This window comes from uncultured Erythrobacter sp., from assembly GCF_947502395.1.
Lineage (GTDB): Bacteria > Pseudomonadota > Alphaproteobacteria > Sphingomonadales > Sphingomonadaceae > Erythrobacter.
In genome coordinates this window covers 694,242-716,838 of the sequence record NZ_CANMZM010000003.1, presented here as the reverse complement: position 1 = coordinate 716,838, position 22,597 = coordinate 694,242, and the positions used below count along the sequence as shown (strand labels likewise).

At 54.8% G+C, this 22,597-nt stretch carries 16 protein-coding genes; 5 read left to right on the top strand and 11 right to left on the bottom strand.

Annotated elements, in window-relative coordinates:
- Positions 1-5: 5 nt before the first annotated feature.
- From Q0778_RS14620 to Q0778_RS14610, 3 genes are read right to left on the bottom strand one after another with little or no spacing between them, the layout of a single operon-like run.
- The gene (locus Q0778_RS14620) at positions 6-1,640 is read right to left on the bottom strand and encodes a hypothetical protein (RefSeq protein ID WP_298337071.1); all 1,635 of its coding nucleotides are present in this window, start codon (positions 1,638-1,640) and stop codon (positions 6-8) included.
- Positions 1,637-2,602, bottom strand: coding sequence for a hypothetical protein (locus Q0778_RS14615; RefSeq protein WP_298337069.1), 966 nt, complete (start codon positions 2,600-2,602; stop codon positions 1,637-1,639). Before Q0778_RS14615 ends, Q0778_RS14620 begins: the two co-directional genes overlap by 4 nt.
- A complete protein-coding gene (locus Q0778_RS14610) occupies positions 2,589-3,269 on the bottom strand; it encodes a hypothetical protein (protein ID WP_298337067.1) in 681 nt (226 codons plus the stop codon). The genes Q0778_RS14615 and Q0778_RS14610 overlap by 14 nt, the downstream gene beginning before the upstream one ends.
- A gap of 119 nt (positions 3,270-3,388) precedes the next feature.
- Between Q0778_RS14610 and Q0778_RS14605 the strand changes: the two genes are divergently transcribed.
- Positions 3,389-4,084, top strand: coding sequence for a Crp/Fnr family transcriptional regulator (locus Q0778_RS14605; RefSeq protein WP_298337065.1), 696 nt, complete (start codon positions 3,389-3,391; stop codon positions 4,082-4,084).
- Between the two features lie 224 nt (positions 4,085-4,308).
- Here the strand turns inward: Q0778_RS14605 and Q0778_RS14600 are convergent, their stop codons facing one another.
- Together Q0778_RS14600 and Q0778_RS14595 are read right to left on the bottom strand one after the other, a co-directional pair.
- A complete protein-coding gene (locus Q0778_RS14600; protein ID WP_298337063.1) occupies positions 4,309-5,745 on the bottom strand; it encodes a DUF1501 domain-containing protein in 1,437 nt (478 codons plus the stop codon).
- Positions 5,746-5,758: 13 nt separating this feature from the next.
- Complete coding sequence (locus tag Q0778_RS14595) at positions 5,759-7,654, bottom strand: DUF1800 family protein (RefSeq protein ID WP_298337061.1); 1,896 nt, start codon at positions 7,652-7,654, stop codon at positions 5,759-5,761.
- 580 nt (positions 7,655-8,234) lie between these two features.
- On the opposite strand from Q0778_RS14595, the gene Q0778_RS14590 reads away from it, so the two are divergent.
- Genes Q0778_RS14590 through Q0778_RS14580 form a run of 3 tightly spaced genes read left to right on the top strand, consistent with a single transcriptional unit; the run spans position 8,235 to position 12,210 of the window.
- Positions 8,235-9,803 (top strand): toll/interleukin-1 receptor domain-containing protein, encoded by a 1,569-nt coding sequence (locus Q0778_RS14590; protein WP_298337059.1) that lies wholly within the window; start codon positions 8,235-8,237, stop codon positions 9,801-9,803.
- 2 nt (positions 9,804-9,805) lie between these two features.
- Positions 9,806-10,699, top strand: a complete 894-nt coding sequence (locus Q0778_RS14585) for a hypothetical protein (protein WP_298337058.1) — start codon at positions 9,806-9,808, stop codon at positions 10,697-10,699.
- Between the two features lie 23 nt (positions 10,700-10,722).
- Positions 10,723-12,210, top strand: a complete 1,488-nt coding sequence (locus Q0778_RS14580) for a tetratricopeptide repeat-containing protein (RefSeq protein ID WP_298337056.1) — start codon at positions 10,723-10,725, stop codon at positions 12,208-12,210.
- Between the two features lie 6 nt (positions 12,211-12,216).
- Here the strand turns inward: Q0778_RS14580 and Q0778_RS14575 are convergent, their stop codons facing one another.
- The 5 genes from Q0778_RS14575 to Q0778_RS14555 all read right to left on the bottom strand — a co-directional run bounded on the left by Q0778_RS14575 (position 12,217) and on the right by Q0778_RS14555 (position 18,771).
- Positions 12,217-12,789: a Crp/Fnr family transcriptional regulator gene (locus Q0778_RS14575; protein WP_298301844.1), complete on the bottom strand. Its 573-nt coding sequence runs from the start codon at positions 12,787-12,789 to the stop codon at positions 12,217-12,219.
- A gap of 181 nt (positions 12,790-12,970) precedes the next feature.
- Positions 12,971-14,002: a galactokinase gene (gene galK / locus Q0778_RS14570; RefSeq protein WP_298337054.1), complete on the bottom strand. Its 1,032-nt coding sequence runs from the start codon at positions 14,000-14,002 to the stop codon at positions 12,971-12,973.
- A gap of 1 nt (position 14,003) precedes the next feature.
- Complete coding sequence (locus Q0778_RS14565; RefSeq protein ID WP_298337052.1) at positions 14,004-15,083, bottom strand: galactose-1-phosphate uridylyltransferase; 1,080 nt, start codon at positions 15,081-15,083, stop codon at positions 14,004-14,006.
- Complete coding sequence (gene glpD, locus Q0778_RS14560) at positions 15,080-16,573, bottom strand: glycerol-3-phosphate dehydrogenase (RefSeq protein WP_298337050.1); 1,494 nt, start codon at positions 16,571-16,573, stop codon at positions 15,080-15,082. Before glpD ends, Q0778_RS14565 begins: the two co-directional genes overlap by 4 nt.
- Positions 16,573-18,771: an alpha-galactosidase gene (locus Q0778_RS14555; RefSeq protein WP_298337048.1), complete on the bottom strand. Its 2,199-nt coding sequence runs from the start codon at positions 18,769-18,771 to the stop codon at positions 16,573-16,575. The genes glpD and Q0778_RS14555 overlap by 1 nt, the downstream gene beginning before the upstream one ends.
- Before the next feature lie 209 nt (positions 18,772-18,980).
- Between Q0778_RS14555 and Q0778_RS14550 the strand changes: the two genes are divergently transcribed.
- Positions 18,981-20,498, top strand: coding sequence for an SLC5 family protein (locus tag Q0778_RS14550; RefSeq protein ID WP_298337046.1), 1,518 nt, complete (start codon positions 18,981-18,983; stop codon positions 20,496-20,498).
- On the opposite strand, the gene Q0778_RS14545 is transcribed toward Q0778_RS14550, so the two are convergent.
- The gene (locus Q0778_RS14545) at positions 20,495-22,597 is read right to left on the bottom strand and encodes a peptidase domain-containing ABC transporter (protein WP_298337044.1); all 2,103 of its coding nucleotides are present in this window, start codon (positions 22,595-22,597) and stop codon (positions 20,495-20,497) included. The genes Q0778_RS14550 and Q0778_RS14545 overlap by 4 nt on opposite strands.

The window sequence follows — 22,597 nt, the reverse complement described above, 5'->3', positions numbered from 1 at the left end:
CCAACTCAGGTCGGATCGATCATCCCAATGGCGATCATTCTGAGGCTCGTCATGCTCGGCACGAAAAAGTAAGCTCCCCCCTTAGTCTCCACAAACTGTGGAAGGTTAGAGCAAATGTAGGGCGCGCCCTCGCCTTCGGGATCATTTGGGATCACGAATTTCAACTTGTCGTCTTGCCGGACTCCCAACATCGGACAGGTATCGTTACCGGCATTCGAATCCATGCCGTAGTTGATCCACTGTTGCTGGACGAACTCAAATTGCCGTTCCAAGCTGGAGCAGCAGATGAGCATCACAATACCTCGCTCACGCTTGCTGTCTTTGGTGGCATCATAGGGAAGCCCGCGCCGCAGAATGCGCCTCCGGTTCACTAGAATTGTTCCACTAGCATCGCCAGGTCCCAGCATATCGCGCGGATGGACGCGTCTGGTATGCGAGCTTGCCGGGCACGCTGCCCCATCCTTGTCATCGCCGTATATGAAGCGTGAAAGTAAAGGGCGCCGCGTCACATCATCTTGATGTTGCTCGTTAAAGGTTATCCAGTCAGCGTAAGTGGGGGCGAGTGCCAAAGGCACGCCATCTTGCCAGCGACCAGAGAATTTGGCGAAAAGCGTCGCACGCGCTTCGTCCTGATCTGCGATGCCATAAACCTTGGCGAATTCAGGGACGGTGTTGTCGATGTATTCGTGGAACGACTCCACGTTTTCCTCAAGCTTGCGGTAAGCCATGAATGTACCATTGGTACTGAAAAGATTGGGCAGCGCGGCAGGCGGCATTTCCTTGGCTTCATCAGGATAGCCCAGAAGAAATTCACCGGTGGCCAATGGAGCCCAGTTGTCGGGATTCTCGACCTCTTCCTGAGTTTTGAGCTCGCCAGTGAATTTGCCATTGCCGACCTTACGTTCTTCCTCATTTGCAGGCAGGAACTGACCTTCAAAGACGGGATCGCTGATGCCGTCGACAAATCCGAAGTGTTCAAGAGGCACAGGCTTGAATTGCCCGGTTTCAGCATCCTGGATCAGGCGCGCACTCATGTCCTGGTAGTCGGCTTCGCCCACGCCATGACCCGTTAGGATACGCACCCCGCCATCATTGCAATGGTTGCGAATGAGGTTGGTAAGCTCTTCCATTTCCGGAACAGGCTCACCTGTGGCTGGGTCCATATTGGAATTGAGCAAAGCCATGATGTGCACAGCCTTGTCGCTTCCCGCTTGCGCCTCGTGCTTCCAGACCTCGTCCCAGCGGTCGAGTGCACCGTCGGGCAAGGTGTCTCCCAAAATAGGCGCCCTCGCGCGCATCCCCTGAAGGAATTCGGCGGGCATCATTGAAAGGGTTTTAATCGGCACGCCAAGCGCAACAAGCCCATTGAATGTGAACGCAAAGTTGAGTGTTACCGGTGGCCTTTCGGATGCACTGGTTTCTGCTTTGGGAGCATAGGGATTGTCGCTTTTCCAGCGAACGGCTGTCGTGACACGGTCATAGAACTCCTCAAGGAATTCGCGGCCCTTCTTGCCGTTGTCGACATGCAAGAAGATCGCTCTGCCTTTGGGAAAGCCCTGCTTGCCGTAGGCGTTGAGGATATTACCCTGAATGTCAGCGAGTCGCAGCGCAATGCGCTCATTATCGGCAGCCTGAGTCATCCAAACACCTCCCCTGCCGGATGGCGCGGTTCTGGTTTTTGCGGCTCATTCTTATCAAGATACTCCCCGAAAGCCTTGTGCAAATCGGCCTCCCCTGCCCCCTGGTTGTCGATCACGAATTGCCCAAATGTGTTCTGCAAATGCAGCCCCTTAAGGACGGAGATCAAATCTCCATCGGGCGGAGTTGGAAATGCCCGGTCGCCGTACTTCTTGAATCGCATAGCAACAAAGCCAATCGCACCACCGATAGCGGCAATCGCGCCTGGAATGAGCGCCCACCAATAGCCGAGTGGGCCGATGGGGTTGTAGGGACTAAACAGCCACCAAAACAACGCCCCCATGGCCAGACCTGTGAGCCCAGCCCCAATCGCCAGACCTTTGAGCGTGAGTGTCGGCAGGCTCGTTGGGGGTTCGGCCCAATAGAAATTAAACGGCATCGTTGTCTCAAGCTCGCAGCGCTTGATGTATTCGATGAATTCGGCAGCGGTCGTAACTGAGCCCTTATCAAAGGCGACGCAATTGGAGAAAACCTTAACCAGATCATCCTCCATGACCTCCCACAACTCGCGCAAGTACACGGCTAAATCATAGTTTCGAGAGCCGCTCGGAGCATCAAACTCGGCTGCGAAAAGCAGGTAAGGGCTTTCAAGCTCAGTCCGGGCAACGGACGGTGTGGCAAGGCCCAGCGTGTCCAGCACAGGGTCGGCCGCTTCATACCCGTTATAGCCAAGGCGGTCGATCACCGAAAAACGGGCAAAATGAGTGCGTGTGGACCTGGAAAACGCACTGATCTCACCGCTTTCGTGGGCACCAGGTGTCTGCATCGCCGTTGGCAACTGCGCCAGCGTTTTGCGGAGTTCGATAATGGGCGCGGCGCGGCCGTCCTCTTCACCTGCATTCCAAGCCCGCCGAACAGGCACAAGTACGGTGAGGAAATAGTATCCGCCGTCAATGCTTGGCATTGTCATCCTCCCCCGTGTTGTACTGTTTGAGCCAGGCTTCGTTGAAGGTGTTCTGCAGCGCGTTGAATTGCTGACGATGCTCTTCGGCCACGTCTGTCGAAATCGAAGCAACGGGTGAGAACCCTTGCGTGGTCAGATCATTCTGTATGTGCTTCAATTTCGTCCGATAGGCGTGCGCGAATTCCTCTGACGAAGTGTCTGGGTCACGATACACCTCTTCCAGTTCAAGCAACGCACGTTTGACCCGCAAGGCTGACACAATATCGCGGTATGCTGCCCCCGGCGTCGCATTGTAGTAGAAGTCGCAATTGATCTGATTTGCCCGAATATAGTCCTTGAATGGGGTGATGGGGACAGAGCCCGGGTAGCGAGCATTCTTGTACCAAAACAGGTCAAGTCCTGTCGGAATGCCGTCCGAAAATGCGTCGATATATTGATCCCAGGTTCCATTAAAGTTCGACAGGAACAGCATGGTATCCCGGTCAAGCTTCTCCTTGTCTTCACAAAGCGTGGGCCATGCATCTTTGGGAATAATCACCCATCGCGCAAAATGGATAAACTTAAGCCCGATCAGCCCCGCCAATGTTCTGGGGAAGCTGCGGCCAAAGCGGAACACCCATTTGTTTGTCCACCCAAGGCGTTTTGCCAAAGGGGTGATGACTATCATCCCATAAGCTTTTCCAGCAACATTGGACACTTAGCTCCCCCTCTTTTACTACCCACAGGCACTCTTTCACAGTTTGAGGGGGTCTGGCAAGTCGGCTCGCGATAAACGGGGACTCATACATGACAGCAGACAATAATATTGAAGAAAAGCTGCGCGAGTTCAGCATCTTTGAAGAACTCAGTGACGAAGATCTACAAACTGTATTGAACAAGGTATCTTTGGTGCGATTCGAACGCGGGGAGACGATAATCGCCCACGAAGCGCACGACACCGACGTGTTTCTATTGCTCGAAGGACAAGCTCTTGCGAACCGTTATTCGCTCGCTGGCCGCGAGATAAGCTATCGGCGATTACCGGCATACTCTTACGTCGGAGAACTGGCGGTTTTCGATGGACAGCCACGCTCGGTCAACATTGTTGCGCTCTCTGAGGTCGTCATGGGTCGTCTCAGCGGAGCGGCCTTTCGTGAACTCATGGTGGAGTTGCCGAGCGTGACCCAAGCACTGTTACGCGACCTCTCATCGCGGATTAGAGATCTCTCCAATCGGATTTATGAGACCACGGCAAGCTCGGTGAAAATGCGATTCTATACCGAGCTCATTCGCACTGCGATGGCGCAGGATGGCGAGGAAGATGAGATTATCCTGTGCAATCCGCCGACCCATGCAGAATGGGCGGCCACGGTTGGTGGTCAGCGCGAAACCATCACTCGCGCGATCAGCGAACTCACCACGCTTGGCCTTTTGCGAAAAAAGGGCAGAAGCCTTGTCATTCCGGACATCAACGGCCTGATGGACCAGTGCGAAGACATTTGATTGGGGCTGAACTTCAGTGCCTTGAGAAGCGCAAAAAAAAGCTCCCCGAAAAAAACGGGGAGCCAGGCTTCGGGTCGCTTGGGCCAGGAACTCATGGCCCATGAGCAGGGAATAGCGACCCGCCCGATCCAACAATGTGCAAAAAGTCACTTCTGGCATCTCACGCAGAAATTCTTTGCTGAGACCAAAGGGCGCGGCGCGGCGCGCCCTCAAATTCTCTGCGGCTACCCGGCCGGCACTGCCTCCCGCATAAAGCCAAGATCCGGCGAGTTGAAATTACCGATATTGGGGGAGACCAACGGGATCTCGCTCGCTTCGACCCCCAGCCATTTGGCCAAAGTAGCCGAGTATTCGTCAACTGACGTTGAAGGAAGTAGCCTTCCTCGTCCCACTTGGTCATCGGCATCAATCGAAATCGTGGGGGCTGTACCGTAGAACTGGCCACCATTGACCGCACCGCCCAATACGAGGTGATGTCCACCCCACCCGTGGTCCGATCCATCACCATTGGAGGCAAGCGTGCGACCAAAATCAGAGGCAGTGAATGCAGTCACCTGATCCGCCACTCCGACTTCCTCCATCGCTTGGTAAAACGCATCGAGCGCGGTGTCGACGCTTGCCAACAGCCCTTCATGCGTGCCGATCAAGCCATCGTGATTATCAAACCCGCCCGTTGCGACGAGAAAGACTTGCCGCGTTACGCCAAGTGATCCGCGCGCAGCAATCAGTTGCGCGACAGTCTTAAGTTGGCTGGCAAGGCTGCCGTCCCCAAAGTCGGTGTTAAGGCTGACATTCTCGAGCGCATCGCTGATGAAACCAGAGAACTGGATTGAGCGCGCGTTCGCCATGGCGTAGTCATTACCAAAGACATGGCCAGTACCTGCCGTCAGCAAAGTCCGAAGCGCATCACTAGCTGCTTGCGAGCCGTAAAGCCTTCGATTCAATGCCCTCACGGTGATCGCCCCGTTGGACGATATGCCATATGGTTGGGTCTGGTCGCCAGAAAGAAACACCCCACTACCCGAAGCGTTGATCGCGGTGAACATCGAATTGGTATTGCTGCTGGCTGCCAGATCGCCAATCCGCCCACCCCAGCCCGAGACCGATCCTTCAGGAGAGCCCGATTGCCAGGTCGACTGCTGGTCATTGTGCGAGAATAGATTGGCCGGCCTTGGGAAACTGACCAGATCCTCGCTGTCAAATTGTTGGCGCGTAATCGGCGCAATCAAGGGCCCAACATTGAGCAGGGGCGCCATGACCCCTTGGTCAAACCGCGCCTTCAATCGGGGCATTGTCGGCGCAAGCGCCAGCTGCATATCGTCAGTGAGCGTTTGCTCTTGTAACGGGTTGAGAACCTGCCCTGCCAGTGCATCCCGCGCAATGGCAATCCCGCCGTTTGCTGGCAGACCGCCTCTAATGTTCGAATAGCGGTTGTAATTAGGCACATCGAATGGGATCAGTGTGTTAGCATGATCGTTGCCGCCCAAAAGAAAGACACACACCAGCGCCTTATATCCACCAGAGCTATCAAAAGCGGCCGCATCACTTAGCCCCGCCAGCCCCATCGCATAGCCGGACGCTGCTCCCATCACGGCCAACTGACTCGACCGGTGCATAAAGGCACGACGAGTAATTTCGTTTGATTTTCCAATGTGAAACATTGTCTCGCCTCCTTTAGCGCTGAACCAGATAGTCGTTTGAAACCATCACCAAGAGTATGGCGCGGTGGACCTGGGCGAGCTTATCTTCCTCACTGCTTGTCGCAGTCACTCCCTCCGCATTGAGGGCATCTGCAATTGTACTTCGAGTTTCACTAGACAATTGACCCGCAGCCAGCAGCAAATCTAACCGGTCAAGCAATGCTTCTGTATCATCGACAATTTCGAGTTCATCTTCGTAAGTCACTTCTACATCAGAGAGCCAAAATCCGCCGCCATTGATCGTGCGCTCCATAAAATTGACATAGGAGGCCGCTGTCGTCTCGTTCACGAGTTGAAATTCCGGGGCGAGCAGCCCCCTTTCGGCAGTTTGTGTATTGGCTGGAATGAAACCAGGTCTGAAAAAATTGAACACCGAAGGCGAACGCAACGGAGACTGGCCCAAGCGGGTGGAGCGGTTCACAAGATTCGGAATCAACCAAGCACCACTCTTTGATCGGGCTCCAAACGTCCGCGCCCACTGGACAAAACGCAACATGGGTTCACGCAATTTGCCAAAGGTCGAGTCTTCCAGCGATTGTTCTGACAACGCCTCATCGTCGAGTAGAACAGCCTTAAACACTGCCTGCAAATCACCGCGTACGCCTTGGCCATTGTCATTGAAGGTTTCGGCCACCCGCTGCACATACGCAGGCGACGGATTGCTCGTCACAAGCCGCTGAATCATTTGTTTACCGAAAAACGGACCGACATTGGGGTGATTGAAGAGAGTATCCATAGCAATCTTGAGGCTCTCCTCAGGCCCAGTGTCTGAGGGTATCGTAACACCGAGGAAGCTCTTTTCCTGGCGGGAATGCTGATCACTACGGTTGGGCACATGAAGACTATTGTCCGCCGTCATTGGGTTGCGCAAAAGCCGGGCTTCAGGGAGGTCTAGATTGGGTCGGTTCGCCGGACTCTGGAAGGTAATATTGCCTTCGTAACTATAGTGATAACCGGTGAAGACCTTAGCAATTCCAGTCACATCTTCATTGCCGTATGTCTCAATTGGATTGCCCGAAGCATCGAGCCGCTCGGTCCCATCGATATCGAGTTCGACTAAACCGATGGAGAACAGCTGCATAACTTCACGACCAAAGTTCTCATCTGGAACACGTCCAGAGTCGGGATTCGCCTTTCTGTTGCCAAAAGTGTTGAGAAAAATTCCCATGGCCGCGTTAAGTGTGACCGCTTCGAGCAGATCTCGGAAATTGCCGAACGCTTCTTCTTTCAGAAGGTCCCAGTAGGCACCAATGGCAGTGCTGGGCCAGACCCTGAGGTTAGCGGAAGCTGAGACAACGAAGAACTCCGATAGCGCTAGCGCGACGCGCTTACGCACCGAATTGCGCCCGGTCAGCAGTTGGTTCCAGATCATGTAGTCACCGGGCGGAGAACGGAAGTACCATTCTTCCTCATCGACGGTTTCAAAACCGAGCTCAGATAGGAACTGCTCAGCGCTTCGTTCATTCGTTTGATTGATCTCGTTATCGAGCCAACGCTCGTATCCTTCCGAGCGCATCTCCAAAATGTCGCCAGGAGAAACCGACAGACCCGCTCTCAATGCAAAACGTGCAGCCTCGACATCACTCTGTGGGGTAAGGACAGTCGGGGCTGGAGTTCCTCCTCCCCCTATTGGAGGTGGTGCGGCCGAGCCTCCCGAGCCTCCTCCCCCGCCACAGGCAGCAGTCGCCAATGCCAGCGTAGAGACAGCGGCAAGCGCGGCCTTGTTCGTCGTCTCCCCACACTGTTCGTAATCTTGCTCACTTTGAGCGTGGGATTGTAGATTATCCTCCGACCCGTCCCAGTCTGTGAGTTCCAAATTTTCGTGACCATCGATTTGATCCACGACCTTCAACGTGTCGTTGTCGACCAAGCCTTCTCTCCTTTTGCGCAATAACCCGAGCGCACGGGACTTGCGGTAGCTGTCTCGGTTAGTCAAATCAGTCCGAGACCGGTCGAACCAGTTTCGAGACAGTTAGTTTGTGTCAGTCGAGTTAGGGCCGAGCTGCTTCTGATTTCGAATCGGTGCATGCCGCCTTTGCCGCTGATTCTGGGACCGCTGCGCGCAGACTGATGTGCAAGTCTTCCAGTGCGGGTCTATACCTAGAATCCGGGCTGCATCAGCTTCATTCCGTCAAAAGCTTGCTGAGAAACAGAATGCCCACGGCAAGGCTGTACGAGAGACATGATTGATTCCGTTTGCTTCTCGGATGGCATAATCTCTTCAGAGGTTCTGGTGGCCATGATGGATGAGTGACAAATGCCGCATAATCAGAGCTCCACATCCAGCATATTACTGCGATGGTCCAAGTAAGTTGGAACACTCAAAACCTTGATAAGCATCTAAACATGCAAGCCAAGCATTGGTGCAAGAACAATTTTCTGTTGCTCGTGAGTTAGTTTCGGCCTTTATTGCACCACACACATCTGACGGGGTGGCGTAATACAGTCCGATGGTAGAACAAAACAAAGTTGAATGGTCGCAAGCCAGCTTCAGAGCTTTCATAAGCTACAGTCATAGTGATGCGCGACTGGTGCGCCGGTTGCACTCCCAACTTGAGACCTATCGTCTACCGAAAGGTCTTGGTGAAATCGCCTCACAAAACTCTCACCCGCGCGACCTTGGGCGGATCTTTCGAGACCGTGAGTATCTTGCAGTTGCGCAGGACCTGTCGACCACGGTGAAATCCGCTTTGGAGCGAACTGAGGTCTTGGTCGTCGTGTGTTCCCCCCAGGCAAAAGCTTCACAGTGGGTGGAACGCGAGATCGAGTATTTTCGCAGCTTTTACCCCGATAGGCCCATACTCGCAGCTCTTGTTGAAGGTGAACCTGCAGATGCTTTTCCACCCGCCTTGCTTGAGGATGGCGTGGAACCGCTCGCCGCAGACCTCAGGAAAGAGGGAGATGGCTGGAAGCTTGGATTTCTCAAGCTGGTTGCTGGGATTGTTGATGTACCCCTCGATGCACTGATCCAGCGCGATAGCCAACGCAAAACGACCCGCGTGATGGCCGTCACGGGCGCAGTGGGGGTCTTCGCTCTATGTATGATGGCCATGGCAGTCGTCGCATTCCAAGCGCGCAATGAAGCGCAGTTCCAACAGGCCGAAGCCGAGAACGTCGTTGGCTATTTGGTTGGTGAGTTGCGGACGGAGCTGAAGGGGGTTGGCAGGCTGGACGTTATGAGGCGCGCCAACGAACGTGCTCTAGCCTACTACAAAGCCCAAGAGGACCTGAAAGGTCTCTCACCAGAAAGCCTTTCTCAGCGGGCAACAGTGCTCCATGCCATCGGAGAAGATGAGCTTCATCTCGAAGGTGGTGATCGAACCAAGGCAGGTGAGATCTTGGCTGAAGCCTTTCGCGGCACTGAAGCAGGACTTTCTGCAGATCCTGAGAATCCGGATCGCATCTTTGAACATGCCCAGAGCAATTACTGGGTTGGCTATCATGCCTATGCAGCTGATGATCTGGATCGCACACAGGCAATGTGGTCATCCTATCGCGACCTGACAGCAAGGCTGTATCAGGCAGACTCTTCCAAAGCCGAATGGGTATCTGAGGCCGCCTATGGAGAAGGCAACCTTTGTACGCTCGAAGTGCTGCGCGATGGAGATATGAAATCAGCGCAAACGCAGTGCAGGTCAGCGCTCGATTTGTTTCTAGAGGCTTCATCCTTGAAACCCGAAGATCCTAAACACTTGGTCGACATTGCGAACCGCTATGCCTGGCTTGCAGAGACGCATGCAGGCCTTGGCGAACTTACCGAAGAAAGAACAGCACGCCTTGAGGGCGAAAAGCACGCAGAAATGTTGCTGGAACGCGATCCCGAGAACCGCGACTGGCAGGACCTTTGGTTGGCCTCGCAGATTGCGCTGGCTGAAGACGAAATTGATGTCGGCGACACGCGTGCTGCCGACAAACGGCTGGCTCGCGCCCAGTCGGTTGCTGAGGAACTGGTCCAACGCGATCCGGAAAATGCGGCCTGGAAATTGAAACTTGAAATGATCGCAAAATTAAGGGGTTAGCTATGGCTAGTAGATTTGGCTTTTCCGAATTGGACCTGCCTGGGGCACCACAGCCCTTCTCTGAGGAGGAAATCAAGGCAGTTATGCGTGGGGATAAAGACTTCGACATCTTTAGCGCCGACCTCCAGAAAACGATGCTCGCATTTAACCAGAAGGTGCAAGATTATGAGAGCGCCCGAGAAGAAGCCAGCAAATTTGAAGGCTTCAAAGTTCCTCAAACGGAGCTTTCAAATCTAAACCTGTCAAATGTCAAACGAGCGGTATGGCTTCGCCTGGAGCTCTTTATGACTGCAAGGGGATGGCGCCTGAAATACACGCAGCAACGTGATGAATTTTCTGTTCTTCCAGATTCGGCGGCGAACGTTGCAACAATCCTGCAAGAGGCATTTCATCAGGATCCTGATGACTCGAGGATTAAATCCACAAACCGAATAAGAAAGCCTGAGCATCCAAGAGAAACGCATCTTTCAATCTCTGCTGAGAAGCCTCAGCTGATTATGCTTTCCGTCTCAAAGAATGCAAATCTCCAATTTAACCGCAGCGGTGCTGCCATCTCGACTAGCAAGGAATATAGCGGCGCATTCCTGTCATCCGGGATCCTCACGGAAAACGGTACTCTCGAAAATCCGACAAGGGTACTTCAATACAAGCAGAAAAAGGACAAAAGGGATAACTGCAGGTTCGCATACTTTATAGTGGATCCGACAGATCCCATCACGCAAAAAGGTGGTGGCAGTGGTGGTGGCGACACCAATAGCGTGAACTCGCCCAAAGCGTTCAACATCCATTTGGATTTGACCGGTCGAAAGAAGAAGCCAACTGGCAGGCCAAGGCCAAAATACTACATTCCAATCATAATCGACCCCGATGTACGTCATCCCGGCGGATTTGGTTGAGTCACAGCGCTAGGCAATCGCCCATGACGCCAACCCATCAGACCATTCTTGCCCTTGCCCGCGCTGGAAACCCAGTGCGGGCCTGGTCACTGTTTCAGTCGAGTGGGCTGAGCAAAGTTGAAAACGATCCGAAGGTTTTCACCCTCAAGGGACGCTTGCTAAAGGATCTTGCCAGAAGAGCGAGCGGAGATGAGCGCAACCGCCTCTACTCTCAAGCCTCGGACGCCTATCTTGCTGCCAACGCGCTTGGCGAAGACAGCTATCCCCTGATCAATGCAGCGGCGCTTGCATGCTTCGCCGGTGATCACGCCCGCGCCGGACGGATTGCGCAAGATGTCTTACAGCTGATCGAGAACGACCCAAATGAAGGGGAAACCGCATACTGGCGTGAGGCAACGCGGGCTGAAGCTCACTTGCTGCTGCGGCAGATGGATCAGGCAACAGCGGCACTTGCTTTAGCCTACAAGAGATTGCCCTTCGCACATGAGGACCAAGCCGCGACCCTTGGGCAGTTTGACCGAATTCTCGAGGCCCAAGGCGAGGAAGCCTTGTGGCTAGAGCCGTTTCGTGTGCCTTGCAGCGTCAACTTTGTGTCAAATGAGAGTACGCCAGCAGAAGCCATCGACACCGCAAGCGATGCAGTCAAAGCCATTGCATCGTCGCTGGAAGACCTTTCACCTGGCTACGGCTTTGGCGGGCTCTTAAGTGTGCCCGATCTTCTATTTGCCGAGCAAGCTCTCGAATGCGGAGCGGAGTTAACACTGACCTTCCCCTTCGAACCTGATGATGTGGGGCGGGACGTGTTTGCGCCGCATGGGGCAGATTGGGAACGGCGGTTCCACAGAGCCATTGCCAACGCAGCGCTGGTGGAAACTCTGCCGAGCGCTATTGCGGAAACACAGCTCTCTAACGGCGAAGCGAAAACTGTGACCCAGCTCGTTGCAATGGGGCAATCATTGCGCAAATCAGAAGCATTGCGCAGTCGAGCACATGCAATGGTTTGGCCTCAATCTGGCCATTCGAATGCTCTCGGCCTCGCGCTTTGGTCCGCAGCCGGTCTACCTGTTTGCGAGGTTCAAGGCACTAAGCTGCGGCCTGTTGCTCCTAACCGACAAGACAAGCGAGCATCGCTTTCTGGCCTCGTACTTACCAATGATCCGGAAGCTCTTGGACCGGTTGCTGAGCGTTACGGCCTGAGTGAGGTGGTCGAAGGAAATGGGCTGATCTGGCGCGGAACAATGGAGAGGGTCATTGATGCTGCCCTAAGTTGTTCACAGCACACCGATACCACTTTGGCGGTGCACCTTGGACTGCCGGACTCACACCGGATCTGGGATGGGCTGAGCGAACGAATGGAACGACTTGCGCGGGCCAATCACCGGGCCAAGGTCAAGATGGGGCTTCAATCGGCGATGATTGCAAAGATCGTTCGCCCGGCCCTTCGCATTGAGGAATTGGGTGAAATCCAGACATTGTCAGGGCACGCTTCTATCTGGTCGGCAATAGTCTAGGCCGCGCTAGACAATAAGATCCTCGAGCATTCCTCGTGAGACAATCTTGAGATGATCGGGATGTCTTTCGATGATCCCTCGCCTTTCAAGATTGCTCAAGGCGCGCGAACCTGTTTCCCGCGTAGTTTGGGCAACCAAAGCAAGAGCCGTCACCACAGGAGGCGGTGACACAGTGTCTAGACCTTCGGCACAGCGCAGAAGTTCCTTATAGAATCGACCCATTGCTGAAAGCGCAACCCGCGAGGAAAAGCGATCCAGCACTACGTCCAATTGCCCCGCATAAATGCGAGAAAGGCCAGCGCCGATATCGCTGTGCTCGCGCACGATCTTTGCCAATTGGACACCAGAAATCTCAAGAGTGCTTAATGAGCTGAGGGCACAGATATCGTAATTGAAAGACTGCGAATCAGAAAAAGCACCAATGATTTCTCCCGGCCCAAATGAAGAGATCACTGTGTTTTGGCCTTCAAAGGAAATGGCTCTCAACTGGACGGTGCCATCAAGAATGAGCCAGAAGCTTGTGCAATCTTCGCCTTGGTGAGACAGAATGCTGCGCGACTTAAACTGGGCCGGACGCACAGCCTGCGCCAGGATTGACGCGGACTGATCGCTACAATCAAGAAATCTGGAGAGAGTTTGAGTTTTTTCTAGCGTGTGCAAAGCACCAACTTCCCATTAGTCTTGTGTTATTTACTTGTGTAACGGAGTTGAAAAGGAGATCAACACTTGAGAGTAAGATGCATTATTGACGAAAGGCCTACTATGCTCCGCAGATGAACTTCGCTCTTGGGTGGAGCCTGAGAAGCTCGTAAAGCCAGTCATCTTTGCCTTCATTGGCGACTAGCGCCGTGATGCATCCTCCAAAGCCGCCGCCTGTAAGGCGCGCACCCAATGCACCGGTGCTCATGGCGTCGTCCACAAGCGCGTCGATAGGCTCAAGCGACATCTCAAAATCATCGCGCATGGAAACGTGGCTCGCGTTCATCAGATCGCCCACTCCCGCAGTGTCTTTGTCCTTCAAGGCTTCAACAGTGGCAAGCACCCGGCGATGCTCGGTCGCGCAATGGAGAGCTCGTTTTCGAATAGTCGCATCAAGGTCAGAGGAGCGAACTGCGTCTGGATCCAAATGGCAAAGGTCGTCGGTTCCAAAATACGCTTTCGCCTGATCGCATTCGATCTTGCGAGTCTTATATCGTCCGTCGGTGAGCTTGCGCGACACGCCTGAATGAATGACCACAAATGTGTGATCCTGCGGGAGATCCAGAAGATGGTATTGGAGCGACTTTGTGTCGAGCGCCATCGCCATGCCTGGTTTCGCAATCGCCACAGCAAACTGGTCCATGATGCCGCACGGAACCCCAAGATAATCATTCTCTACCCTGCGCGCAGCAAGGGCGATTTCTTGATCATCCGGTCGGCCAACGCCTCCCGCAGCTCTCGCCGCTTTCAAGATCGCGACTGTGAGCGCTGCCGAGGATGAGAGTCCAGCGCCTTGCGGAATATTGGAACGAATGGTGAGGCTTGCACCAGCATTGATAAGACCAAGAGCCCGCGCTTCTCGCAGCGCTCCGACGCTTGGGTCGGACCAATCACCGCTAGCCTCTTCACTGATAAGTCGCTCGACCGGGTCGTCATATTGATCAGCGACAAGGAGCACCCGGTCATCATCGCGCGGTTCCAGTTCAACGGTCACGCCAACTGACAAGGCGGCTGGCAGAACCGTTCCGCCGTTGTAGTCAATGTGCTCGCCGATCAGGTTGACCCGGCCTGGAGCGCTTGCAGTGCCTCTCATCTCACACCTCTCGCAAGGCTTGGAGAGCCGTCTCTGGCATTACATCGACCGTGAACGTACCGGTGTGCTGCTCAACCGAAGCGAGATATTTGACGCGTCCTGGTGCGCGCAAAAGCGGATAGAATTGCACGGTGAAGTGGTAGCCCTCCGAGCCCCCCTTGGGCGCAGCGTGGAAGGCCATCATCGTTGCCGCAGGTTGTTCAAACAGCGCATCGTAGCGCCGTGTGATCTCGCCCAACCAATAGGCGAGACCTTCAAGCTCTTCATCGCTGCAATCCCAGGGGCCCTCACGGCGATGTTGAGGGGCAAGCCAAACTTCGTAGGGAAAGCGTGCAAAACGAGGTACGAAAGCGGCGACTCCACCCTCAGCTCCCAAACCATAGTCGGGCATGACAGCGGCAATCTCGGCGCTTAAGTCGTAGCCTTCTGCAAATGCGTCAATCGCTCTTTGTTGGGTCACTGGAACACGCTCAAAGCCGTAGATCTGGCCATGTGGGTGGTGGAGTGTGACCCCCACTTCATCGCCGCGGTTCTCAAACGGGAGAACATAATTGCATCCCGCGTTGAAAAGCGCCTGATACCGATCAATGAGCGCAGCAATCAAAACCTGGCGACGGTCTTGCCCAATTGTGTGGAGGCTTCCTGCGGAATCGGGTGCATAGACGACCACATCGCACGCCCCTTTGGCAGGTTCGGTGTTGATCCCTGTAAGGTTCGCCGCATTGACTGCCGAATGATGAAAGGCGGCAAACTTGTTCTCAAAAACCGCCAGTTCGAAATCGGCGAAGGGAATCTCGGTAGCAGGCCCACCCTTGATCGTTGGCGCTAGGGGGTCGTCGGCCAGGGATGGCTTGAATGTGCGGTTCTGGCGGTGCGCGGCATAGACATTCCATTCGGAACGCAACGGGTGGAACCGCACCTCACCGCCCTGTGCGATGGGGTCAGCGGCCTCAGGACTTGGTGAAAGACGATGCGCTTCATGCCCGTAAAGCCGCAACATCCGCCCATCGGACTTGCGGTGCTCGCGCATATAGATCGACTTACCCCCGATAGAACGAGGCAGTACGATTGCTTCACTCACTGCGCGGTCTCGTGATTGGCGAACCAGGAAGCGACTTTCGCTTGGGCTGCATCATCCAGATGGAGGCCAAGCTTGCTGCGTCGCCAAAGGACATCCTCGGCCTCGCGCGCAAATTCATGCTCACACAAATACTCAAGTTCGCGCGCGTACAGGGTGCCACCAAGGTGTTCACCAAGACCATTGGCGCTCGTCACGCCGTCCAACATAGTGTGAACCCGCGTCCCATAGGCCCGCAGAAGCCGGCGCAACATTGGCCTTTCCGCCCAAGGGTACTGCGTCTGGAGATCACCCAGCACTCGATCAAATTGCATGGGATCAAAGTCACCACCAGGAAGCGCCGCATCCGCCGTCCAGCTCGATTTGATGTCCAATTCAAGCTTCTGAAGCGCGTGTTCAGCAAGTTTGCGATAGGTGGTGATCTTTCCACCAAAGATGGACAAGATCTCCGCTCCGTTCTCTTCATCGAGATCGAACACATAATCGCGCGTCACGGTTGAATTGTCGGACTTGTGATCATCGTAGAGCGGTCGCACACCCGCATAATCCCACACCGCCTGATCCGGCGAGACATCGGTGCGCAGATACTCGTTCGCCGCATCGCAGATGTAACGTTTCTCCTCGTCGGAAATCTGCACCTCGCCCGGATTCCCAGTGAACAGAACGTCCGTCGTGCCGACCAGCGTATAGTCCTGCTCATAAGGGATGGCGAAGATGATCCGATCATCGCGGTTCTGGAAGATGTAGGAACGGTCGTGGTCGAACAGCTTGGGGAAGATCAGATGGCTGCCTTTCACAAGCCGCACATTGTCCTCTTCACTTCCCGTGCCCGACTTGCCAAGGACCGCATCAACCCACGGTCCAGCCGCGTTGACGACAGTCTTCGCGCGCACCTCCTCCTCGCCCGCTGCACTCGAAAGCGTCGCGCGCCACAATCCATTCTCACGATTGAGCCCTATGCATTCGGTTCGAGTCCGGATCGTCGCCCCACGCTCGGCTGCGTCCATGCAATTGAGCACCACAAGCCGCGCATCTTCAACCCAGCAATCGGAATATTCAAACCCACTAACAAGGCGATCCTCAAGCACCTTGGCGTGAGGATCTTCGCGGAGATTGATCGTCTTGGTTGCCGGCAGCAGCTTTCGTCCGCCCAGATGGTCGTACAGGAACAGCCCCAGCCGCAGCATCCATTTGGGCCGCAGGCCTTTATCGTGCGGCAGAACAAAGCGCATCGGCCACACGATGTGCGGCGCGATCATAAGTATGCGCTCCCTCTCGATCAGGCTTTCGCGCACCAGGCGAAACTCAAGATGCTCAAGATACCGAAGCCCGCCATGGATCAGCTTTGTCGAAGCGCTTGACGTGTGGGCGGCCAAGTCATTCTTCTCAACAAGCAGCACCCTGAGACCGCGCCCAGCTGCGTCACGAGCAATGCCCGCGCCATTGATACCTCCGCCGACTATCAGCAGATCGAAAGAAGGGATGTCGGACATTAGACCTCTTGAAGGTGGTAGATCACGGCGCTGTCAGGATGAAGCGGTGGGGTTTGCATACCGAACTCCATCAAGGCTGCGCCAGAGAAAACAGCGCCCTTGTCCATTAAATCGTTCATCTGAACGATCGAGGGTTGGGTAATCGACGGATCAGTGAGCGGCCAAACTATCGTAACGCGGTAGTCCTTCTTGGCATGGAGGCCAACGAAGAACAGCCGATCCGGCGCTGTTCGAGGCCGCGATTCCAGAAGAGCATAGCTAAACAGCGCCTCATCACACTCCGGCGAAACCACACCGATGACATTGGCGTGAGCCGCTGATGCGACCCGGTGCTGCGAGCCCGTGTGGAGAAGTTCACGATACTCTTTGTAGAGCGCAATGCCTTTCGTGAGCGCTGCCCTATCCGCTTCGCTTTCTAACAGAAGATTGAGCTCTAGCCCCATATGGCCAAAGAGCGCACTTGCTACGCGGAACTCCATCGAGAAACGCCGCCGGGTAATGTGGCATTTCCTGGGCCCCACATGGCTCCCCAACACTCGCAATGGGAAGAAATAGGACGCCCCTTTCTGAATCTGCTGGCGGTCGCGCGCATCATTGTTGTCTGAAGTCCATATCCGGTCGGTGCGTTCAAGGATGGCGTAGTCAGCCCTTCCTCCACCGGACGAACAGCTCTCAATCTCAAGCCGTGGGAATGCCGCACGCAGCCGGTCAATGAGCTGGTAAACACCCAGCGTTTGCCTATGCATGGCCGCTCGCGTGTCACTCCCTGGGTGATGGCAATCCCGGTTCATATCCCACTTGATGTAGTCGATTTGGTATTCTTGGGTGAGGGATCCAATCTTCTCAAATAGGTAATCCGCAACCTCAGTCTTGCTAAGATCGAGGGTCAACTGGTTGCGGAATGCGATTGGGTCTATACTTGGCGCACCTAGCATCCAGTCCGGATGCGCACGGTAGAGGTCGCTGTCTGGATTGACCATTTCGGGCTCGAACCACAGGCCAAACTCCATGCCCAATTCGCGCACTTTGTTGACTATGGGATGGAGCCCTTGCGGGTAGACATCTGATGAGACCCACCAATCGCCAAGGCCAGCTGCATCATTCCGCCGCGCACCGAACCAGCCATCGTCGAGCACAAAGCGTTCTGCTCCAACGGAGGCAGCCAACTCGGCAAGCTCGATGATCCGATCCTGATCATGCGCAAAATAGACCGCCTCCCACGTGTTGAAATGAACCGGGCGTGGTTTCGATGCGGTGCGACGGTCGAGAATCTCCTGCGTCAGATGCGTGTGGAAAGCATGACTTACTGCGCCGACACCCTCGTTCGACCACGTCGCGAGGAGATCGGGCGATTGATAGGACTCTCCTCCGGCAAGCCGAATTTCACCCGGCCACAGCAATTCTCCCATCTGTAAGAGAGAGCGACCGTCGGGCAAGCGATCCACCAGCGAGCGGTGATTGCCGCTCCAACCCAGATGAAAGCCGCAAGCAAGCCCCTGAGTCTCATCGGTCGTCGGTGTTTTCAGGATCAGACCCGGAAAGCACTCATGGCTCGTTCGTCCGGCCCGGTTTTCACGCACGAAGCTACCTTGAAAAGCGCCGATCTCCTCGGTTTGGAATTCCCCTGCCCAGCGCCCTGAGAATGCGATGATCTCGCTCAGGCGCGTATCGAGTGGAAGGCACATTCCAGCGCACCAATCGAGTGTGAGCACATCATTGCCCAAGTTTTGAATCTGGGTATTGCAGGTAAGAACCCCTGTGTCGGAGCCAATCTGCAAATTGTAAATCGCCGCAATCGCACACGTTTTATCAACGCAGCGAATCTGCACCCGGCCCTCACCTATTGGGCGAATCTCTTCGACCCGAAGATCGACTGCCCAATCCTCTCCATCGCGGCTGGCAACGAGCCCTGGAGGAGCAAGAGTTCCGATGCCAAGCTCATTCGAAAGGGTTAGTGGCCGGTCCTCCGAAGGGCCACCATGGACATATTGCCAAGCGGAAAGGGACTTCAACTCAGTTGGCTTTACGGGCGCGATCTCAGGCCCGGAGAATGCGATTTTGGGCCCCTCGCCTTCAATAGCTTCGATGATGACGCATACCCCTCCCCCTGACAGGGTAACGAAGCCTTCTTCAATCAACACCGGTCTTGGGTCTTCACCCATCCACATATTCCATCCAAGCAGCTTCCAATAAGCCATTCCGTCTTAGTCACTGCTTGCTTGAATTGGCGGAGTTGTGAAAGCAGTGTTTTGCCATCCATCGTAGATTTTTGACGAGATCGCCCAATTCAAAGGTGAAAATTGTTTTCCCCAAGGCCTTGATGCGTTTCAACTGAGTTGAAAGAGTGCGCCCGCACTTAAAGCGCCAGAAGCGCTGCGCTGAGCGCGTTAAGGAGAAATAGAACAATATGAACGTCGTACAGGTCGCTGTGTTCTTTGGGCTGATGGCCGCCCTTGCCTATTTCACCTATGCGAAGGTTTCAGCTGCAAAAGCGGCTAGCCATGCATCGGCTGACAAGGAAATCTTCCTCGCTGGTGGTGGATTGAGTTGGTTCTTCGTGGCCGGCGCCATTACTCTTACGAACCTCTCAACCGATCAGCTTGTGGGCATGAACGGCGCACAAATGTTCCTGCTCGCTTGGTGGGAGATCGCAGGGTTTATTGGCCTTATGCTGCTCGCCTTTGTGTTTGTGCCGATTTACTACCGCAACAATTGCACCACCGTGACCGAGCTTCTTGAAAAAAAGTACAATGGTGGCAGCATTCGTACGGTTATTTCCGGACTGTTTTTGGCGGGCAATATCTTCATCTACTTGCCTGCCGTCATCTATTCGGGCTCGCTCTTTATCCAGTCGCTTTTTGGCATCGCACCGAGTGAAGGACTGTTTGGAATTGATAACGGTCTGATCATCATTGCGAGCGTTTTCGCGATTGTTGGCGCAGCATACGCGATCCTTGGCGGCCTTCGTGCTGTGGCGGTGCTCGATACTTACAGCGGCATCGGTATTCTGGGTCTGGCGCTTGTGGTGGTATTCCTAGCTGTGCAAGCAATCGGCTTTGATTTCTCAGGCATTCCGGCTGAGCGGCTATCGATGGTGGGCGATAACAACTCCCAGATCCCCTGGCACACGCTCTTCACTGGCATGATCTTCATCCAGATCTTCTATTGGTCGACCAATCAGAACATCACGCAAAAAGCCCTCGCCGCGCCCAATGTAAAAGAGGCCCAGAAGGGGATCATGGCCGCTGCAATCATCCGAGTTCTGATCGTTCCACCCATTGTGGTTGTGCCTGGCGTTGTCGCGTACAAACTCTTCGGAGGGGTGGGCGACCAGGCCTATGGGATGCTGGTCGATCAGGTCTTGCCAAGCTGGACCAGTGGACTCTTTGCCGCGATGATCGCGGCAGCCGTGCTCACCACCTATTCCGCCGTCATGAACGCGACGATCACGCTGTGGTCGGTCGACTTTCACCGCAAATTTATCAACCCCGATGTCGATGTCGTGCGGCTTAATCGCAGAGTCGGGATCAGCGCGATGATCCTATCGATTGCACTGGTCCCGCTGTACGCGAATGCTGATAGCATTATTGACCTCTTGCAGCAGCTAAACGGACTGCTTTCCATGCCAATCCTGTCGGCCTTTGCTGCCGCTCTTTTGTTCCGCAATATGGATGCGCGCGCGGCCGTGGCTGGACTTGTGTATGGGGTTGGCATCTACGCCTTCCACACCTTCTTCCTTTACACGGACCGGGACATCTGGGGCGGCACAACCTATTACCGCTACCTCGGGTTCGACTGGCTGCATTACATCGACGTGATGGTCTTTGTGCTGTTCTCATCGATTGCGGTGGCGCTCCTCACGAACCGCTTCGTGTTTGGGCAACGAGCGCAATTCATTGGCTTTGCAAAGGCGCAGGCGGCTTAACTCGCCTCTTGAAACCTACCGCCAGTCATCACCAAGGTGCGGTCGGCCGCAGCAATCGTTTCCTGGCGGTGAGCGATAATCACGCGGGTGATACCCATCTGCGTGATCGCTGCGTTCACGGCAGCCTCATGCTGTGCATCAAGATGTGCAGTGCCCTCATCCATCAGCAGTATCTTGGGTCTGCGATAAAGTGCGCGGGCCAGCAACACGCGCTGCTTCTGACCTCCCGATAGCGTCGATCCCATATCGCCGATCAGGGTCTCATATTGCATCGGCATCGCGGCAATGTCTTCGTGAATTGAAGCAGCAGCTGCTGCGCCCATCACGAGCTGCATGTCCACTTCATCATCGAACAGCGCGATATTGTCAGCCAAAGATCCCGCAAACAGGCTGTCTTCCTGAAGCACGGCTGCAATCTGGCGATGGAAGCTCTTATAGCCAAAGCGGTGGAGCGGGATCCCGTCGATCAGGACTTCACCCGATTCCGGCTCAACCAGCCCTAAAATGATCTTGAGAAGAGTCGACTTTCCGCCGCCTGAAGGCCCGGTAATCGCAACATGTTCGCCCTGCTCAATTGTGAGATTCACCCCTTGCAGAACCATGGGATCGCTGGGCGAATAGCGGTAGTAAATATCTCGCAATTCGATCTTGCCGTTCAGCGGTATTTCGGTCTCCGGCGACACTTGGAAGCTGCGATCTTCTTCCGACAGAGCAATATCGGACAACCGCTCCAAATGGAGGCCCAGCATCTTGAACTGGATCGCCTGATCGATAAGCGCCGCGCTCTTGCCGATGAACTGGTTCTTGTAAGCCATATAGGCAAAGACCATGCCGACGCTGAAGCCTGCACCTTCAATCACAAAACCAATCGCAAGCCAGATGGTCAGAATATTCTCGATCCCGAAGATCAGAAGATTGGCTGAGCCTTGCCAAATCCCAATACGAGAAAGGCGCACATTCGAGTTCACACTGTCGGTCAAGCGAGTCTGCCACAATGCGTGTCGCAAGGTCTCACGGCCAAACAAGCGCAGGGTCACCATGCCACGCAAAGTCTCGATCATGGTGGTCTGCTCTTTGCCGCCGGTGATGATCGTTGCTTCTTCGGCCTCACGCTGGAACGAGAAGCTGACGAAACGCACTGCCCCATAGAGCGCGAAGGCAATGATCGTGACAAGAGCCAGCAGCGGGCTATAGAAGAACATCAAAGCCAGCGTGAAGATCGCCATCACACCATCGACCAATGCAGCCACCGCTCCTTGTGTGAGGAGGTTCTGGATCGGCATGATCGATTGAAAGCGCGAGAGAATGTCACCAGTGTGACGCTTCTCAAACCACTCGATGGGAAGGCGGAACAAACGCCTCGCAATATTGGTCGCAAGGCCATAACCCACGCTCGTTCCGGCAGTGAGCAGGACGAAAGATCGTAGTAGGCTCGCAATCACATTGATGCATGTGAACAGCCCAAAGCCAATCGCGAGAACTGTCAGCAAATCATTATCGAGCGCGGGAAGCGCGTTATCGATAGCGATCTGCATGTAATAGGGCGAAGCCAGCACAAAGGCCTGAAGCACGAGGCTCAATATCAGGATTTGAACCAAAGCGCGCTTCAAGCCCGTCATGCTCTGCCACAATTGCGACAGCCTCAGTTTTTCACGCAGGGTCTTCTTATCGAAGTCGTTGCTCGGGCGGAGTTCAAGTGCGACCCCAGTAAAATGGTCCGACACTTCCGAAAGCGGCATCCATATCGAGCGCCCATCAGGATTATGAATGAGTGCCTTGCCTCCCTTCACCGCCTCGATCACCACATAGTGATTGAGATCCCAGTGCAAGACCGCTGGCAAGTGCAGGTTTTGAAGCTCCTCCAGAGGCAATTTGACCGCCCTTGGCGTGAGCCCGATCTGGTCTGCGAGGTTGATCAGCGCACGAAGCGGTGCCCCTCTTAGTGAAGGCGAATACTTGCGGCGCATTGTGCCAAGATCGACATCAAAGCCATGGTAATTGGCTATCATCGTTAGGCTGGCGAGCCCGCATTCTGCGACTTCCGTCTGCCGCACCAGACGCACTTTGCTGCGCGTCATAAAGCCAAGGTCGAGTTCCAT

What these genes read in the sequence shown, in the direction of transcription:
- Q0778_RS14610 (WP_298337067.1), bottom strand. Translation starts at nt 3,269, where the DNA reads ATGATAGTCATCACCCCTTTGGCAAAACGCCTTGGGTGGACAAACAAA.
- Q0778_RS14600 (WP_298337063.1), bottom strand. Translation starts at nt 5,745, where the DNA reads ATGTTTCACATTGGAAAATCAAACGAAATTACTCGTCGTGCCTTTATG.
- Q0778_RS14615 (WP_298337069.1), bottom strand. Translation starts at nt 2,602, where the DNA reads ATGCCAAGCATTGACGGCGGATACTATTTCCTCACCGTACTTGTGCCT.
- galK (WP_298337054.1), bottom strand. Translation starts at nt 14,002, where the DNA reads ATGAGAGGCACTGCAAGCGCTCCAGGCCGGGTCAACCTGATCGGCGAG.
- Q0778_RS14545 (WP_298337044.1), bottom strand. Translation starts at nt 22,597, where the DNA reads ATGGAACTCGACCTTGGCTTTATGACGCGCAGCAAAGTGCGTCTGGTG.
- Q0778_RS14555 (WP_298337048.1), bottom strand. Translation starts at nt 18,771, where the DNA reads ATGGCTTATTGGAAGCTGCTTGGATGGAATATGTGGATGGGTGAAGAC.
- Q0778_RS14605 (WP_298337065.1), top strand. Translation starts at nt 3,389, where the DNA reads ATGACAGCAGACAATAATATTGAAGAAAAGCTGCGCGAGTTCAGCATC.
- Q0778_RS14550 (WP_298337046.1), top strand. Translation starts at nt 18,981, where the DNA reads ATGAACGTCGTACAGGTCGCTGTGTTCTTTGGGCTGATGGCCGCCCTT.
- Q0778_RS14620 (WP_298337071.1), bottom strand. Translation starts at nt 1,640, where the DNA reads ATGACTCAGGCTGCCGATAATGAGCGCATTGCGCTGCGACTCGCTGAC.
- Q0778_RS14590 (WP_298337059.1), top strand. Translation starts at nt 8,235, where the DNA reads ATGGTAGAACAAAACAAAGTTGAATGGTCGCAAGCCAGCTTCAGAGCT.
- Q0778_RS14585 (WP_298337058.1), top strand. Translation starts at nt 9,806, where the DNA reads ATGGCTAGTAGATTTGGCTTTTCCGAATTGGACCTGCCTGGGGCACCA.
- glpD (WP_298337050.1), bottom strand. Translation starts at nt 16,573, where the DNA reads ATGTCCGACATCCCTTCTTTCGATCTGCTGATAGTCGGCGGAGGTATC.
- Q0778_RS14580 (WP_298337056.1), top strand. Translation starts at nt 10,723, where the DNA reads ATGACGCCAACCCATCAGACCATTCTTGCCCTTGCCCGCGCTGGAAAC.